Consider the following 16,266-nt stretch of genomic DNA (forward strand, 5'->3'; position numbering starts at 1 on the left):
CTATGCGCTTTGCTTTAGAGTAGTTTTATGCTTAACGTATCAATTGATTACTAAACAAGGAGTTTACTATATGAAAAAACAGCCAAATGACCTTAAACCTTTTATCACTCTTATTTTATCAGCAAAAATTCCAAAGCTAAGCTTAACGATTGGCTTGATCGCTAGTCTCATTACAACACTTGCTGGTTTAGTTGTTCCTATTCTTACAAAAAACTTAGTAGATGGCTTTTCTTTATCAACATTAAGTATTCCACTCATCATCGCTATTGGTGTTGCCTTTATCATCCAAGCGATCATTAGCGGACTGGCCCTTTACTTACTAACCGTAGTCGGACAAAAGATTGTTGCTCGACTGCGTGAGCGTATGTGGTTAAAGCTCGTTCGATTACCTGTTAATTATTATGATCAAACATCGAGTGGCGAAACCGTTAGTCGTGTCGTGAATGATACAAGTATTGTAAGAGAATTAATTTCTCAACATTTTCCTCAGTTCATCACAGGGATCATTTCTATTATAGGAGCGATTGTCATTTTATTTATTATGGATTGGAAAATGACTTTATTAATGTTAATTGCCGTACCATTAACATTGCTCGTTATGTTTCCGCTTGGCCGTCAAATGGCGAAAATATCACGTGGACTACAAGATGAAACAGCTGTGTTTACAGGAAATATCCAACAAACTCTAGGTGAAATCCGTTTAATGAAAGCATCAACTGCCGAAGAAACGGAAGAAAAAAGAGGATTATCTGGGATTAATAAACTACTCACTTTCGGTCTAAAGGAAGCGAGAATCTTCGCCTTAATCGCACCAATTATGCAACTGGTTATTATGCTTGTCATCGTATTAATCATTGGCTATGGAGGGATGCGTGTAGCAAGCGGAGCGATGTCGACCGGTTCACTCATTGCCTTTCTCCTTTATCTTTTCCAAATTATTATGCCGATTACATCTTTTGCCATGTTTTTTACCCAATTACAAAAAGCAAAAGGCGCAACAGAGCGAATCATTGACATTCTGGAACTGCAATTGGAAGAAGGGCAAGACGGACTTAGCCTTGACATCGCAAATAAATCGATACATGTTTCTAATGTATCATTCGCTTATAGTGAGGAAGAGCCTGTATTAGGGCAGATTTCTTTCACCGCCCAATCTGGAGAAATGATCGCATTTGCCGGACCAAGCGGTGGAGGTAAAACGACGTTATTCGGATTGTTGGAACGATTTTACGAACCAACTGCTGGTGAAATTTTGATCGGCGACACTCCGATCCGCCAATTATCAGTCAAAGCTTGGCGCAATCAAATTGGTTATGTTTCCCAAGATAGTGCAATGATGGCCGGAACAATTCGTGAAAATTTATGTTACGGGTTGGAAAATGAAAATGACATCGACGACGAACGTTTATGGGAAGTAGCAAAAATGGCCTATGCCGATCAATTTATCAAAACATTTCCTCATGGACTGGATACAGAAGTAGGAGAACGTGGCGTTAAATTATCTGGTGGACAAAGACAAAGAATCGCCATTGCCCGTGCCTTTTTACGTAATCCGAAAATATTGATGATGGATGAAGCAACAGCAAGTCTTGACAGCCAATCAGAAAGTGTCGTTCAACAAGCATTATCGAGGCTGATGGAAGGGCGGACAACGTTTGTAATTGCCCATCGATTATCAACGATCGTTGACGCAAATAAAATTATTTTCATCGAAAATGGCCAAGTGACTGGAAGTGGCACCCATCAAGAATTAATCGCTACACATCCATTATATCGCCAATTTGCTGAGCAGCAGTTGACATAAGCATTCTAGATTAAGACAGCCTTTACGAATATAGTAAAGGCTGTTTATTTACCATGCAATCTTTCCCATAACAACCTTTTTAGTCGCACCAGTAGCTGCTGGTAAATTATTTTGTTGCTTTTTATAACATTGGTAACCGAGCAGGGCAAATGCAATTGCTTCCTTTGCATCCGCGTTAATGCCAGATTGTTCCACACCCCTCACTTCTATCTCCGTACCTAATAAATGATGGGACATTCTTTGCATCAATGTTTGATTATTTCTGCCCCCTCCACTGACTAACACTTCTTTTAAATGAACGATTCTTGCCTGCTTTCTTATTTCCATCACAACACTTTTCGCCGTCAATTCCGTAACGGTAGCTATTTTATCAGCATCCTTTATTCCTAAGTTTTCCGCTTGTTGCCACAAATCCTTGGCATAATCAAGACCAAACAATTCCCTCCCAGTGCTTTTCGGTGCCGAGAGATCATAATATGGATGCTTTAATAACTGCTCAAGCCAATTTTTATGTATCGATCCGCTCGCTGCTATTGCCCCATCTCGGTCATATGACTGCTTGCCATCCGTTGCCCACTTTGTAAAAGCATCAATAATCATATTTCCTGGCCCAGTGTCATAGGCCACTACATCAGCTTCCCTACTGCCTTTCGGTAAAACAGTGATATTGGAAATTCCACCAATATTCACAAGCACTCTACCTATCTCTTGATCGGCAAACAATACAAAATCAGTATATGGAACTAATGGAGCGCCTTGTCCACCTACGGCCATATCACGTGTGCGAAAATCACCGATGGTCATAATACCCGTTTTTTCAGCAATAACGCTAATGTCACCGATTTGAAGTGTGGATATGATGGGACGACCATCGATTTCAATCGGATCAGGTTGGTGAAAAATGGTCTGACCATGGGAACAAATACATAAAATATCATTCCGTTCAAGACCCGACGCTTTAATTACTTCGATTGCTGCCTCTGCAAACAACTCACCTAAAAACATATTCATCAAAGAAATATCATTCACACGTACCCGATTTGGATCGCATAACTTCATTAATTCTTCTTTAAGCGCTTCAGAATATGGCAAAGATAAAAAATGAACTTGTTTTATGTCTATCTGATCATTTTCATCGATTATTTCAACTACCACTGCATCAATTCCATCCAATGACGTACCTGACATTAACCCAACGACATACTCTTGCTGCATTCCAACCTCTCCCCCCAAGCTTAAAAATAGGAACGGATCAAATTATGTAATCTTGGTCTAAGCCTCATAATATAATTAGGTTCCCTACCAAAATGCACTCGATTCGTTAATAAAATCATATGTAACTGTATCGTCGGATCAAACCAAATGCTTGTACCGGTAAAACCCGTATGTCCATAGGATTGATCGGAAAATATATCTCCGCAAGAAGATAAGGTTGGGCTTTTTAAAATCCACCCCAAACCGCGATGTTCTTGATCAAATCTGCTATAATTTCTTTTAGACAACTCGGTCACTGCTTCTGATAGAACCCGTTTCCCTTTAAATATACCGTTGTTTTCTATCATTGTTGCATAGTTTTGTAAATCACGTATTGTCGAAAATAATCCTGCATGTCCACTTATCCCGCCCATCAATTCCGTATTATCGTCATGAACAGTCCCTTGCTTATAACTTGCTAACTTTTCGCTATATTCAGTCGCGGCATATCGTTCCTTTGGAAAAGATGGGTTAAACCCTGTTTCAAACATTTCTAGTGGTGTAAAAAGCTCTGATTGAACAAATTGCTCAAATTTTTGTTTGGTCACCACTTCGATTACTTTATATAACGTAATGAAGCCTAAATCACTGTAAACGACTTTACTTCCAGTTTCGTACAATAGTGGCTGATTATAAATTCTTTGCATGACTTCATCTGTTGACAAGTCTTCTAAATAGTATTGAATATGCGCAGGCAGCCCAGATGTATGTGTCAAAAGATCACGTAACCGTACTGCTTCTTTGCCTTGTTGGGCAAACTCAGGTATAAAATAAGAAACGGGATCATCGAGCCAAATGTCTCCATGATCAATTAGTTTTAATAGCATCGGTAAAGTGGCAACGACTTTTGTCAATGAAGCTAGATCAAATATCGTATCCATTTTCATTGCCGATTTTTTCGGATAAACAGCAGAATGTCCAATTGCTTCTTCTAAGATGATTTTCCCTTGATAACTAACAGTAATAACCGCTCCTGGAATATGGTTTAAATCAATCTCCTTTTGAATAATAGAAAGCACTTTGTTCCGCAATCTCTACTCCCCTTTACACTCGACATGTTTTTGATACGAATCATAACGTTTACATACTTGGTAGCCTAATTTATTATAAAATGAAACCAGCCCCGTCCAATCGATAATAATCCGTTGTATATTACGTTTTCTTAAATAGGCAACCGCTGCTTGTACAATAAAAAGGCCATATCCATATTGCCGTTCATTTGCATCGATCCCGAGTGGACCAATGCCGCCAACGGCTTCTTCATATAACGGAGCCCAATAAGTATTCTGCGCAATAACAGGTGAATAAGAGTCGTTTATTCGGCAAAAACCAATGATTCTCCCCTTCTTTTTGAGGATGACAAACTCCCTCCCATCTCCACCATGCTCAAAATATTTTATCGCTTCATACTCCCATCTTCCCGGAAAACTTCGGTTTAAAAATGTTATAAACAGTTGTTTTTCATTCCTATCTAACAAGGAAACTTCTACTCCTTCTTTTGCAGGAATTACAACTTGACGGTCGATTTCATAAAAGCAATCCAAATCGTATTCCTCGCCACTTTTCACATACCCCCTTTTTTCAAACCATTTTGCAGCATAAGTAAATTCTGATGGAATACCCGGAAAATAATGGGATGTGTCTTTGCCAAGCAAAATGCGATTGACACCGCTTTCAATTAAACTCGCTTCAGCATGCTCCAATAATGTTGTTCCAATTCCTCGATTACGATATTTCTGATCAACAAGCATGGCTTGAATCCACCCTGTCTTTTTTCCAATCCCAACATCAATCGCATCTTGCCATTTTTTTACGATTACAAATCCAATGACTTCATTACGATCTGGGTCGACTACCATTTGCGAACATTGATGACAAATGTTCGTATCTTGAAAACTATTCTGTTCGAATAATTCTTTCCTCATTGGGAAGGAAGCTCCTAATTCCCGATTCCATAAATCAACTAACTCTTTCAATCTATTATAGTTCCATTTTAAATATCGCATCAATTACTCCTTTATACACGACTCTTCGCTATTCAGTTCCAATCTTTAATTCTATTCACCCCTTTATATGCATCCTAAATAACGAAAATCCGTAATTTAACTTTATATAGGTTTACTGTAACGTAATCAACCTTAATTGTAAAATGATATTTTATCAAAAACTAAATTTATTCGTTAAAATATTTTATTGAAATAATAATTTATTTATTCAAAATATTATTGAAATAAAAATTCATCAATGGTACACTTTATTTGAAATCGTGGCACACTACTTCGGAATCAATCTAGCAAATTAAAATATCTTCGTTGTAGATAGTAAGGAGGGAAGTCTTTCTGTTTGCCACAGATTTGATAGAAATGAAAAAGGAGTCGGATGAATGTGTCTAAGCTGTTCCAAATACTACTCGTCTTAATTTTTATTTTTGGTAGCGCTTTCCAAACTACTCACTTATCGATGGCTGCTGAAAACGATTCTGAGGCACGAATTGATGTTACGACAATTGATGAAGGGGGAAATTCTGTAAAAGGAAGCCCGATCATTACCGCTGTCCCACCTGCGGACAAACCAGTTAATAAAATTACGTTTTTGGCAAAAGCAGTGAACGAACCTGATGAGAATTATTATCCTTACGCACCAATATCAAAAGAACCTTTTTCATGGACTTGGGGAACCGGTGATCCTTGGGTACCTGACGGAGAATATACATTACGGATGGATATTGAATATAGTTCAAAAGAGGTAGAAACGATTACACGTAATGTATTCGTTGCAAATTATTCCGCTCCTACTTACCCAGAATCACCTAAAATGCTTTCAGTTGTTTCAAAAACCGACGAACAAGTGGAATTAGCATGGAATCCATCTAGCTCAACAAAGACGTTTAATTATGAAATTTTCCAAGATGGCGAGAAAATAGCCGAAACAACAGAAACCTCATATACAGTGAACGGCTTATTAGCAGACTCACAATATTTGTTTAGGGTAAAAACAAAGGATATTTATAATAATGTTTCCATTGATGATAATACGATCAACGTATTAACCGCTGGCGAGCAAACGCCAACGACTTTCCCAAAGATAAGTGAAATTCAAGCTCCTGAACCAAATGGGGTTAGCCCAAGAAGCCAAGGTTATTCTGGGACGATTCAACTATCAGTAGTTGCTGAAGATCCGAGCGTTGAAGATGTTATGTTTGCCGTCAAAACATATGCTGCACCAGAATCTGATTATTGGCAGTTTACACAAGTGAGCAAAGATGGGGATACATATACCATTTCATATGATACAACTTCGGCTCCCGAGGGCAATGTAATTATCAAGGCTACGGCTGTTGATCAATATGGGCAAACAGCAACAGTGACAAAGGTCTTACTCATTGATAATGTCATTGAAGGTGTGATACCGCCAACATGGGAAGATGCCGATACACCACCGGCAAATTATGTGATCGCTTATCTTGCTGGTTGGTCCACTTTAAGCGGATACGACTTAATGCATGATATAGACGCTTCAAGATTAACACATATTAATTACGCCTTTGGGTTAATCGGAAGTGATTTAAAAATAAAAATGAGTGATCCTGTAAATGATCCGATAAATTTTGCAGAGTTAGCTAAGTTAAAGGAAAAATACCCTCACTTAAAAACAACGATTGCAATAGGCGGCTGGGGTGGATCTGCGAATTTCTCTGAAGCATCGGCGAATGAAGAAGCAAGAACCACTTTTGCAGACAGTGTTGTCGAATTTATTGTCACTCACGGTTTTAATGGTGTTGATCTAGATTGGGAATACCCTGTTACTGGCGGTGGTCCGGGCACATATCCGAATCCGGATGACTATGATCATTTTCCATTATTGCTAAAAACATTGCGTGAAAAGTTAGATGAACAAGGCGAAAAAGATGGAGTCCGTTATTCCCTTTCAATCGCTGGAGCTGCAAATACCGGCTATGTAGCGAATACCCAACTTGGTCTTACTGAAAAATATTTGGATTACATTCAAGTGATGACGTATGACATACACGGTCCTTGGGAAGAATTAGCTGATTTGAACGCACCTTTATATGATGATAACGGAAAAACATGGAGCGTTGATAAAGCTGTTCAAGCTTATTTGGATGCCGGCGTGCCTAAAGAGAAACTCATCATGGGCGTACCTTTCTATGGCTACACATATGACGTACAATCTAACGAGAACAATGGATTACGTCAAAAATATATTGGCAGTGGTTCTGTTACTTATAACCGGATCATCTTAAATGATTATTTAAACAATGGCTATGTTCGGTATTGGGATGAAGGAACAAAGACACCATATTTATTTAACCCAGATATATCCAAATTCATTAGCTATGATGATGAAAAGTCAATTGCCATTAAAGCACAATACATTCGGGAAAAAGGGCTCGGCGGGGCAATGATTTGGGAGATTAGTCAAGATCATGGAAATGATTTACTAGATTCATTGTATACGATTCTAAAAGATCCAATTGTTCGTACGGATGAGCCTAATACGGATGGTGATTCGGATAATGATCCCGATGGTGACCAAGACGAATCCGAAGAACCTGTTACAGATGATAATAACAATGACTCAGATTCGGACGATGATTCTGAGAAGCCTTCCGAAGGTTTAGAAGACGATAAAGACAATCAATCAGGTCAAGGAAATGATCCATCTAAAAATACAAATGAGGAAACAACTCATTCAGATCATACTAAACAGGAACAAGGGAAAAAATTACCGAATACAGCGAGCTCCATCTATAATTGGATGCTGATCGGCTTCCTGACATTGCTTATTGCATCTGCAATAGCTATTTGGAATTATAGACGTATGAAACGAGCTTAAAATATGCATTAAATATCACAATTTAAAAATATAAAAAGATTTCCAGTCATTATTTATACAAAATCGGGTGTCAAAGGAGTCTGAATAATCGACTTTTTGACACCTTTCTTCTATCGGTAGTTTCAAGCTTTAAAATTTTGTTTAATCTGGCTAATCCCAATTCCTTCCTCTATAAGTCCCGCCACAACTGCTCCGATAACTGGTTCCACTTTAGGAATAATCAGCTCTGCTTGAATATGATTCTTTTGGAAAACCTCTCTCATCGTATGTTGCAATAGATCAAGTCTATTAAAGAGACCACCCGTTAATACTACTTGTATCTGCTCCTCGTTCCATTTGTCCGTAAATAACTTTTTAATTAGACATGAAATGGACTCACCAAGATACAGCGCATTTTGCCGAATAATCGCCAAGGAAACAGGATCTCCCTGATCAGCTGCTGCTACTACAAGCTTACTTATTGATGCAATGATTTCCTTTTGATTCTTCGCTTGATAAACGGGCTGAATAATATTAGGCAAGGCTCGAACTTGGAAATGATCGATAATCTGATTCACTAGCATCGTTTCCTCACCAAGCTTGTCATAAGCTGAAAAAGCGGCATCTAATCCTTGGCTTCCAAGGGCATACCCACTTCCTTTTTCGCCTAGCAAATATCCCCAACCACCGACTCGATCTAGCTCTCCTTTTTTATTGATCCCATACGTAATCGATCCAGTTCCGGCAATTTGAACGATTCCTGGTTCTCCGAATGTTCCGGAATACAATGCAGTAATCGCATCATTGTTTACCGTAATCGGAATCCTGTCGGCGATGATTGAAGAGAGTAATATTTGCATTTCTTTTCTCGCTGTTGGATGTTCCACACCAGACATACCCGCAAATACCCGGCTAATCTGAAAAATCGACATATTGCTCTGTTCTTTCAGCTTACTGAATAGTGTCGTTAACTCATTCCGCAAATCATCTTTTCCAACACTGTTGGGATTGCTGGCACCTACCGTTACTTCTGCAATAATGTCACCATTCTCATTTGCGATCACACCTTTTGTTTTTGTTCCGCCACCATCAATTGCTAACACATACATAAATAATCCCCCCAATTGCCCCATAGGAAAGAAGCCAACTCTAAAAATGAGTTAGCCCAATCGTGAATATTTATTTTCCGCCATTGCCCGTTAAAAATTGTACTGCTTCCTTTGTCGCATTCAAGTGCTTAACCGTTTCATCATATTGTCGTGATGCTACACTCATAAATAAAATATCAATTACTTGTAACTGAGCAATTCTTGATGATGTAGCACCACTTCGAAACGTCGGTTCCTTTGTTGCCGATGTGTATAATTTAATATCCGCCTGATCAGCAATACGGTGTTTCCCATACTTCGTAAGGCTAATTGTCTTTACATTTCGTTGTTTCGCTAATTCCAATACATTGGCAACCTCAATCGTTTCCCCTGAAAAAGAAATGCCGATTACAACATCATCAGGTTCAGCATTTGCAACCTGTGTCGCTGCGAGATGCATATCAGCAAATGCAAATGCAGTCTTATTAATGCGCAGAAACTTTTGCTGTGCATCTTGAGCAATAATGCTTGAAGCACCGACACCAACTAAATGGATTCTTCTCGCATGGCGAATAGTCTCCACCGCTTTTTCCAATTCTTCAATATCCAGTAGCTCCGCTGTTTCACGAATCGTTTGAATACTATTATTCGTCATTTTATCAATGACCGCCAATAATGATTCATTCGGCTCAATATCGCGAAAGCCATCATTGGTCGTCTTTTGAAGATCCCCAGCAATTCGTAACTTCAAATCTTGAAAGCCCTTTAGTTTTAATGATTTACATAAGCGAATAACTGCTGCACCACTTGTAGAACTTCTTTTCCCCAACTCCATTGCCGTAAGCAATATTGCCTCATTCGGATGTTCAATAATATACGTAGCTATTTTTTTTTCAGAAGGGGGTAACTGTGGCAGCATCTCCGTTAATATGACTAATCCCCCGTTTGTTGACATAAATCGCATCACTCATTTCTTTTTATTCAATTCCTTTTTCATAACATGGAATGATCGCGTTATTTCAAACCCTGTTTTTTTATACAAATAGCCTGCCGATGTTTTTTCTCCGGTCCAAAGGAACCATGCACCATGTAAGCTTTCCGCTTTCATTTGTTGTAAACATAAATTTAATAAAATTTTACCTAGCCCTTTACCTTGCTGGTTCGGATCAACACCAAATGGCCCAAATCGATCTGGCACACCTTCATATCCACCGTATATACAAAACCCAACTACGTTCTCTTTCTCCCTTGCCACTAAAATCCGTTCTAGCGGCAAACCTTGGAGCACCCCCTCACGAATCGCCCTCCCCCAGTCTGGATTAAATGTATGATTAGCAAATTGAATGACATCATATAAGTCTTTATCTTCGGCTAATGTAAATGAATATCCTTCTATTTCCCTTTGTTTTATTAAATCTTTAATCTCATCAGCAAGTTTAAAAGTTACTAAGTTTCGATCCATTGCTATTGGTGAATAAAGTTTATCAAAACCTTGACTTAATAGAAATTGATATGCTTCTGGGTAGGCTTCCTCATCGATTCCCGGCATAATGTAATTGGGGGCATAGGAAGCGAAAAACACATATTTCCTCCCATTTATTTTCAGAAAATCAATTGCTTCCTGCAAAAGCTTGCCGCCAATTCCATCTCCTTGATATGTTTCATCGACGAAAAAGAATGGTATCCAGCCATTGTCAGGCTCTAAATCTGCTCCCATCATCGGCAATAGCCTGCGGACAGCATAGAAACAACCAACTAAGCGTTCTTCACTAAATGCTAGCCGCAATCCTTTCGGATCAAAATTAGCATCTAATAATACTAAATTACGGAATCGCTTTGACGTAATTGGGTCTTTCCATAAGGAACGATTCCACAAATCGACAATTTGCTGTTCATCTCCCGATTGATAATATCTATATGTAATCATATCTACCATTCTCCTTTAACGGCTATTTCGATTGCTTTTCGTACGAACCCATTAGCTTGATGAATGGCCGCTTTAGCTTCCTGTAAAGAGATTCCTGTCTCGATAATTACGATTGCGGGTTTTACTTCATAATTCGTTTGTTCCAATACCTCTTGTGCCCGGTTATACGGTACATTCGTAATCGTGGAAAGAATGTTCTTTGCACGTTCCTTTAATTTATGATTACTTACCTTTAAATCAACCATTAAATTTTCATATACTTTTCCGATTTTTATCATTGATGCCGTTGTGATCATATTTAAGATTAATTTATGAGCCGTTGCCGCCTTCATCCTTGTTGATCCCGTTAATATTTCAGGCCCAGTATCTACTTCTATCTTAATATCTGCAAACTTACTAATGATAGAATTATCATTACTTGATAAGCTAATGGTTTTGGCTCCAATTGATTGAGCATATTTTAGTGCGCCGACAACATATGGTGTCCTCCCGCTTGCCGCAATTCCAATTACAACATCAAGCTCTGTTAATTGACGCTCAGTCAAATCCTCTTTACCAAGGTTTTCATCATCCTCAGCACCTTCAACTGCCTTCATAATTGCCTTTGGGCCACCTGCCATTAATGCTTGCACAAGTTCCGGTGAAGTACTGAACGTTGGTGGGCATTCTACTGCATCCATGATGCCAATCCGACCACTTGTCCCAGCACCAACATAGAAAAGTCTACCGCCAAGTTTAAATGCTTTATATACAATCTCCACCGTTTTTTCGATTTCTGGTAAAACTTTTTGCACACTGTGAGCTACGGTCATATCTTCATTGTTAATCGTCGTTAAAATCTCAATTGTTGACATATTGTCGATCGAATATGTGTTTTTATTTCTCTTTTCTGTCGTTAAAGTTAATAAATTATTCATCGTTTATCCATCCTATTTGTATAAAAGATATGGTTTTTTTTGTTGATTAAAGTATTCCAATTGTTCCGAACATGAAAGCAAGAATTCATTAGATGTCTTCGCAAAAATATGCTCTTTTAATGTTTTCGTTCCAGCTAAAAGATCAAAGAAATACTTATTCGCATCATTCGCTATAAATTGAAAATCATTCGGATACATCTCAGCAATTGTTTCTAACAACTTAACTCCAACTTCAAAAGAATGTAAATGATCACGATTAACTACATGCAGTTGCAGACCACTACAAATCTCATCCTTATATTTTTGATACGTAGGAATAAAGGACGTAGGATGAGCGATTACACCGGGTATCTGTTTCTGATTGAACACCCTCGTCAATTCGTAGCCATTAATAAATGGTGCTCCTACAACTTCAAATGGTCTAGTCGTTCCTCTGCCTTCCGATAAATTCGTTCCTTCTATTAAGCATGTACCAGTATATAAAATATTCATCGTAATCGTCGTTGTGTTCGGAGAAGGTGGTACCCAGAATAATCCCGTCTCATCAAAATACATTGCCCTCTTCCAGCCTTGCATCGGCACAACAGTCAATTCACATTGATAACCAAATTCATGCTTGTACATTAATGCTAGCTCTGCCACGGTCATCCCGTGTCGGTTCGGGATCGGCAATAAGCCAACAAATGATCGTACATCCTCCTCAACGAGATTCCCTTCCATTTTCTCCCCTGAAACTGGATTGGGGCGATCTAATACGATAAAATGCTTCCCATATTCAGCACATGCTTCCATCACATAAGCCATTGTATAAATAAATGTATAATACCTAGACCCGATATCTTGCAAATCGAAAACTATTGCATCAACATCATCCAACATCTCTTTACTCGGTTTTCTTGTTTCACCGTATAAGCTATACACAGGTAATCCCGTATATGGATCTGTTGTCGATTCAACTTTTTCCCCTTCCTTAGCATCACCACGAATCCCATGCTCCGGTGCGTATAAAGCGGTGAGCATAATTTCTTTATGCTCATAAAATAAATCAATCGAAGGAACCAGCTTACCATTTACCCCGGTTAAATTTGTTACAAGCCCGATTCGCTTTCCTTTAAATTGCTTATATTCTTCTTCAATGAAAAGATCAAGACCAAGCTTCAATCGACTTCACCTACTTTCACATCGTATCTCGCAAATGCTTTCATGGCGATCCACATTAAAAGCAAGCTTGCTAGACTTCCACTAATAAAAATGAATAACACTGGAACCATGCTTATTACGATATAAACAATATAACTCCCGACAACCATCATAATCGAATGCAATGGTTTCCCTAACACAATAATGATCGAACGCTTTATATATTCCATTGTTCTGCATTTAAAGTGGACATAAATCGGGAAAATGTACAATACAACTGCAAAATATATAATAAAAGCAAAAATGATAAAGAAGTTTAATAAGGATAAGATAATATGTTCAGACGATTGAAAAAAACGTAAGTCAACATATAAAACAAGGCCGAGCAACAATAATAAAGAGCCAAGAATATTACTTTGTAAAAAGCTTGATCTATACGTATTCCAAAACGTTTTAAATATAGGTATATCCGTATCCCCTAAAATCCATTTTCTCGTTACGGCGAACATGGCAGAAGTTGCTGGAAAAAATCCGAAAATAACGATACCGAGCAGTGAAAATAGGAGCCATAAACTATTTAATAATATGAGTTTCATCAGCCAGTTTGATATTTCGTATAATTTCCAAACAATTCCTTCCAATGACATCTTTATCGCCTCTTATTCGTAAACTAGTATTTCACCATTTGTAAAAGAACAGCCCAGAATATCCAGGCTGTTATGTACTTACAATTTACTGTGCTTCAGCCCAACGATCGTATGCTGCTTGATGAATCTCTACTAACTCTTCGATGCCTAATCCTTTTAATGTATTAACATATTCATCCCAAGAAGCATCAATCGGTTGAGCGCCTGTAATAAACTTCGCTTCCATTTGTTCAAAATACGTATCAATATCTGGTTTCAACGCACTTACTCTTTTCTGCTCATCTTCTGTAAAGTAAACTAAAGGATATGGTGACTTTGCATACGGAACTAACTCCTCAGAAATCCACTCATAGATTTTAAGAATGGTCGGGTTTCCGCCCTCTTTTGCAAAAAACTCCTCGGTAAGTACCATAGGTACATTTGTTCCAACTCCTGGCGCATGTTTGGCATTCGTTTCTGTCGTGCTTAGCCCCTCTTCTTGCAACAATTCCCATTGATTGGCGTCATTCCATTTAAATGTTTTTCCTTCAATTCCAAGACGAGATAAAATCGTTCCTTCTTCCGAATATGCGTGGTCAATCCAACGCATTGTCGCTTCAGGATATTTATTATCTTTCGTAATCGCTGCTCTTCCTCTGCGGATATCGCTCATTAAAATCGTTAATTTTTCATTATTCGTTACACTCGTCATTGGAGGCAATACTGGATAGTTCAATGCTTCAGTAACATCTTCAAACCCTACTTGAACAATTGGCCATGTTGAGAAGATTCCAACGCGGTCACCTTTAGCAACAAACTGTTCCCAAGTATGCGAGAACATTTCATTATCAAGTAATTGTTCTTCATAAAGACGATTTAAATATTTCAGGTATTCTTTAAACTCATCTTGAACCCACGCGTATTCAACTTTTCCATTGTCTTCATAAATCCCATCATCTTGTACAATTCCGAAGTTAGGTAATAAGCCAACTCTTAAATCGGCCGGACTATTGGCTGTAATCGGAATTACATTGCCAACATTGCCTGGATCTTCTTCTTTAAATCGTTTTAACAATGTATAAAACTCATCCATTGTTTGTGGCTTATCCACTCCAAGCTTCTCAAGCCATTTTCCATTCAGCCACATAATGGGTGTTTTTGATGTTTGTGAACTATCGATTCCTGGCAATGCATAAATATGTCCGTCTGGTGTAGTAATCGAAGGTGCGATATCTGGATTTTCTTCCATTAACTTTTTAAAATTTGGTGCGTATTTATCAATTAAATCTTCTAAAGGAATCAAAAGACCTTGTGAACCATAATCTGATTCTTCACTAGGTGTTAGTTCGGCCCCATAGAGTAAATCTGGCAAGTCTAAACTCGCAAAAGCAAGTTGTTTATTTTGAGTATAATCATCTGCTGCCGCCGTGCGGAAATCGAACTTAATATTCGTTTTATCCTCCATCACTTGGAAAAAGCCCATCTCTTTCCATTCAGGTTGAATCGGAGAGCTTTTCCCCATCATTTGCAAAGTAATCGATTCATTTACAATCGGATAGTCAGTTTCGTTAAAATTATCCGATGTTTTTTCTGATGTATCCACTTTCTCTTTATCTTTGGAACATCCGACAAACAGTACAGCTGAGATTAATAGGACAAACATAGCGAATAACTTTTTTTTCACGTTAACTACTCCCCTTTTTTTATTTGATTGATGAAAAAACGCCATTGTGTTTCGATTTTAATGACCACCTCCTTTGATCATCAATATCTCACTCTTTTAGTGATCCAATCATCACTCCTTTAAGGAAGAAGCGTTGTAAGAATGGATAGACAATTAAGAGCGGTGCGGCTGATACAATCATGACTGCGTATTTAATAATGTCGGCGATTCGTGCATGTTGACTAAGTGCCTCAGCTGTTCCGCTTTGCTGCATTAATTCAGCTGTGATTTGTTGCTGTACAAGAATCTCCCTGAGGAATAATTGCAACGGAAACAGCTCTCTATCTTGCAAATAAATCAGCGCTCCGAAATATTGGTTCCAATGCCCAACTCCATAAAATAACGCCATTACTGCAATGATCGGTGCGGACAGTGGCAACACAATTTGGAAAAAGGTTCGTATTTGTGATGCACCATCAATCTCCGCTGCTTCTTCCAAACCTCTCGGAATCGTCACCCTAAAAAATGACATTGTCACTATAATATTCCACATAGCAGCAGCACTTGGAATCACCATTGACCAAATCGTGTTAATCATTCCTAGGTCACGTATTAATAAATAGGTAGGAATTAAACCGCCATCGAAAAACATTGTAAAAACTAGCATCGCCATAATTACTTTTTTTCCGATTAAATCTTGCCTCGATAATGCGTATGCACACGGTAATGTTACGGCTAAATTGATCAATGTCCCTAATAGCGTATAAAAAATTGTGTTTCGATATCCGAGCCATATTTCACTACTTTGTAAAACACGCCCAAACCCTTCAAATGTTATGCCTTTTGGAAATAACCACATTTGCCCCGAGTTCACGTAATGCGGATCACTAATCGATGCACTTAAAATATAAACAAGGGGATAGGAGATAATTAGGATAAAAAACCAAACTAGGATTTTATTGCAGATGTCAAATATTTTGTCAGACTTCGTTTCTTGTATACTCATATTGA

At 38.3% G+C, this 16,266-nt stretch carries 13 protein-coding genes; 2 read left to right on the forward strand and 11 right to left on the reverse strand.

Translation table 11 applies throughout. The annotated features are described in order from the left end of the window. Positions 1–70 precede the first annotated feature (70 nt). Positions 71–1,804, forward strand: a complete 1,734-nt coding sequence (locus KHA95_RS07500; RefSeq protein ID WP_213136846.1) for an ABC transporter ATP-binding protein — start codon at positions 71–73, stop codon at positions 1,802–1,804. Positions 1,805–1,852: 48 nt separating this feature from the next. On the opposite strand, the gene KHA95_RS07505 is transcribed toward KHA95_RS07500, so the two are convergent. The 3 genes from KHA95_RS07505 to KHA95_RS07515 are packed head-to-tail and all read right to left on the reverse strand — an operon-like array spanning position 1,853 to position 5,064. Further along, positions 1,853–3,019: an anhydro-N-acetylmuramic acid kinase gene (locus tag KHA95_RS07505; protein WP_213136847.1), complete on the reverse strand. Its 1,167-nt coding sequence runs from the start codon at positions 3,017–3,019 to the stop codon at positions 1,853–1,855. A gap of 20 nt (positions 3,020–3,039) precedes the next feature. Continuing rightward, positions 3,040–4,089 carry a serine hydrolase domain-containing protein gene (locus KHA95_RS07510; protein ID WP_213136848.1) on the reverse strand — a complete coding sequence of 350 codons (1,050 nt, stop codon included), beginning with the start codon at positions 4,087–4,089 and terminating at the stop codon, positions 3,040–3,042. Positions 4,090–4,092: 3 nt separating this feature from the next. Beyond that, entirely contained in the window at positions 4,093–5,064 is a 972-nt protein-coding gene (locus KHA95_RS07515) for a GNAT family N-acetyltransferase (RefSeq protein ID WP_213136849.1), read from the reverse strand. Between the two features lie 379 nt (positions 5,065–5,443). Between KHA95_RS07515 and KHA95_RS07520 the strand changes: the two genes are divergently transcribed. Next, on the forward strand, positions 5,444–7,915 hold the full coding sequence (locus KHA95_RS07520) for a glycosyl hydrolase family 18 protein (protein WP_213136850.1): 2,472 nt from the start codon (positions 5,444–5,446) through the stop codon (positions 7,913–7,915). A gap of 122 nt (positions 7,916–8,037) precedes the next feature. On the opposite strand, the gene KHA95_RS07525 is transcribed toward KHA95_RS07520, so the two are convergent. From KHA95_RS07525 to KHA95_RS07560, 8 genes are all read right to left on the reverse strand, one after another. Then, positions 8,038–9,003, reverse strand: a complete 966-nt coding sequence (locus tag KHA95_RS07525) for an N-acetylglucosamine kinase (RefSeq protein WP_213136851.1) — start codon at positions 9,001–9,003, stop codon at positions 8,038–8,040. 70 nt (positions 9,004–9,073) lie between these two features. Beyond that, on the reverse strand, positions 9,074–9,937 hold the full coding sequence (locus KHA95_RS07530; protein WP_213136852.1) for a MurR/RpiR family transcriptional regulator: 864 nt from the start codon (positions 9,935–9,937) through the stop codon (positions 9,074–9,076). 12 nt (positions 9,938–9,949) lie between these two features. Further along, positions 9,950–10,909 (reverse strand): GNAT family N-acetyltransferase, encoded by a 960-nt coding sequence (locus KHA95_RS07535; protein WP_213136853.1) that lies wholly within the window; start codon positions 10,907–10,909, stop codon positions 9,950–9,952. 2 nt (positions 10,910–10,911) lie between these two features. Continuing rightward, positions 10,912–11,826: an N-acetylmuramic acid 6-phosphate etherase gene (gene murQ, locus KHA95_RS07540; RefSeq protein WP_213136854.1), complete on the reverse strand. Its 915-nt coding sequence runs from the start codon at positions 11,824–11,826 to the stop codon at positions 10,912–10,914. A 12-nt stretch (positions 11,827–11,838) separates the two neighbouring features. After that, positions 11,839–12,987: an exo-beta-N-acetylmuramidase NamZ family protein gene (locus KHA95_RS07545; protein ID WP_213136855.1), complete on the reverse strand. Its 1,149-nt coding sequence runs from the start codon at positions 12,985–12,987 to the stop codon at positions 11,839–11,841. Continuing rightward, positions 12,984–13,613, reverse strand: coding sequence for a YesL family protein (locus KHA95_RS07550; RefSeq protein ID WP_213136856.1), 630 nt, complete (start codon positions 13,611–13,613; stop codon positions 12,984–12,986). The genes KHA95_RS07545 and KHA95_RS07550 overlap by 4 nt, the downstream gene beginning before the upstream one ends. Before the next feature lie 85 nt (positions 13,614–13,698). Beyond that, positions 13,699–15,276 carry an extracellular solute-binding protein gene (locus KHA95_RS07555; protein WP_213136857.1) on the reverse strand — a complete coding sequence of 526 codons (1,578 nt, stop codon included), beginning with the start codon at positions 15,274–15,276 and terminating at the stop codon, positions 13,699–13,701. Positions 15,277–15,364: 88 nt separating this feature from the next. Next, positions 15,365–16,261: a carbohydrate ABC transporter permease gene (locus tag KHA95_RS07560; RefSeq protein ID WP_213136858.1), complete on the reverse strand. Its 897-nt coding sequence runs from the start codon at positions 16,259–16,261 to the stop codon at positions 15,365–15,367. Between the last annotated feature and the right edge of the window lie 5 nt (positions 16,262–16,266).

The organism is Bacillus sp. FJAT-50079 (assembly GCF_018343515.1).
Taxonomy (GTDB): domain Bacteria; phylum Bacillota; class Bacilli; order Bacillales; family Bacillaceae_C; genus Lederbergia.